A 762-nucleotide genomic window follows, 5' to 3' on the forward strand; every position below is an offset into this window, starting at 1 on the left:
CCGCGCCGCGCCGGCCGATCGCGGCCAGCACGCCGGCCAGCGTGGCGCCCGGCCCGCGCGCCGGGTCGTCTTGCGGCAGCAGCAGGTCGAAGGCGGGATTGGCCGAGGCCAGCCGGCCATCCGCGGCGAAGACGGCGAAGGGGCCGGCCAGGTGGGCCAGCGCCTCCGCTTCCAGGCTGGCGGCGCCGGCGGGGCCCGGATCCAGGGTCGGCAGCATGGCGCGAGTTTGCCCCGGTTCGTGTTTCGCCGCATGTCGCGCGATGCCGCAGTTCTGTTTCACGTGTTTCGCGGGGGTCGTTTGACGTCCGCGCCGGGCGCTGCGATTCTGCGCCCGCAACAGGAGCCCTTGGACATGGCCGGTGGCATGACCGCGCTGCTGGTGGTGGAGGACGACCCGTTCCAGCGGGAGACGGTCTGCGCTTATCTGGCGGGCCAGGGCTTCGCGGTGGAGGGCGTGGGCGACGGCGCCGCCTTCCGCGCCGCGGTGGCGCAGGCCATGCCCGACGCCGCGCTGGTGGATATCGGCCTGCCGGGGGAGGACGGGTTCTCCCTGGCGCGCTGGCTGCGGGCGCAGTCGCCGACCGTCGGCATCATCATGCTGACTGCGGCGAGCGACCTGGTGGACCGCGTGGTCGGGCTGGAATCCGGCGCCGACGACTACGTCACCAAGCCCTTCGAGCCGCGCGAGCTGCTGGCGCGGCTGCGCGCGGTGATGCGGCGGGCGGGGCCGGAGGGCGCGCGGCCGGCGGCGGCCGCGGCGGA

General features: G+C 75.6%; 2 protein-coding genes. One reads left to right on the top strand and one right to left on the bottom strand.

Translation table 11 applies throughout. The features are described from left to right. A partial coding sequence (locus tag OZN99_RS32785; RefSeq protein WP_270939355.1) for a hypothetical protein occupies positions 1-217 on the bottom strand: 217 nt, incomplete at its 3' end. 135 nt (positions 218-352) lie between these two features. On the opposite strand from OZN99_RS32785, the gene OZN99_RS32790 reads away from it, so the two are divergent. Then, positions 353-762: response regulator transcription factor (locus tag OZN99_RS32790; RefSeq protein ID WP_270939356.1), on the top strand; the 410-nt coding region annotated here is incomplete at its 3' end.

Source organism: Falsiroseomonas oryzae (genome assembly GCF_027856955.1).
Taxonomy (GTDB): domain Bacteria; phylum Pseudomonadota; class Alphaproteobacteria; order Acetobacterales; family Acetobacteraceae; genus Falsiroseomonas; species Falsiroseomonas oryzae.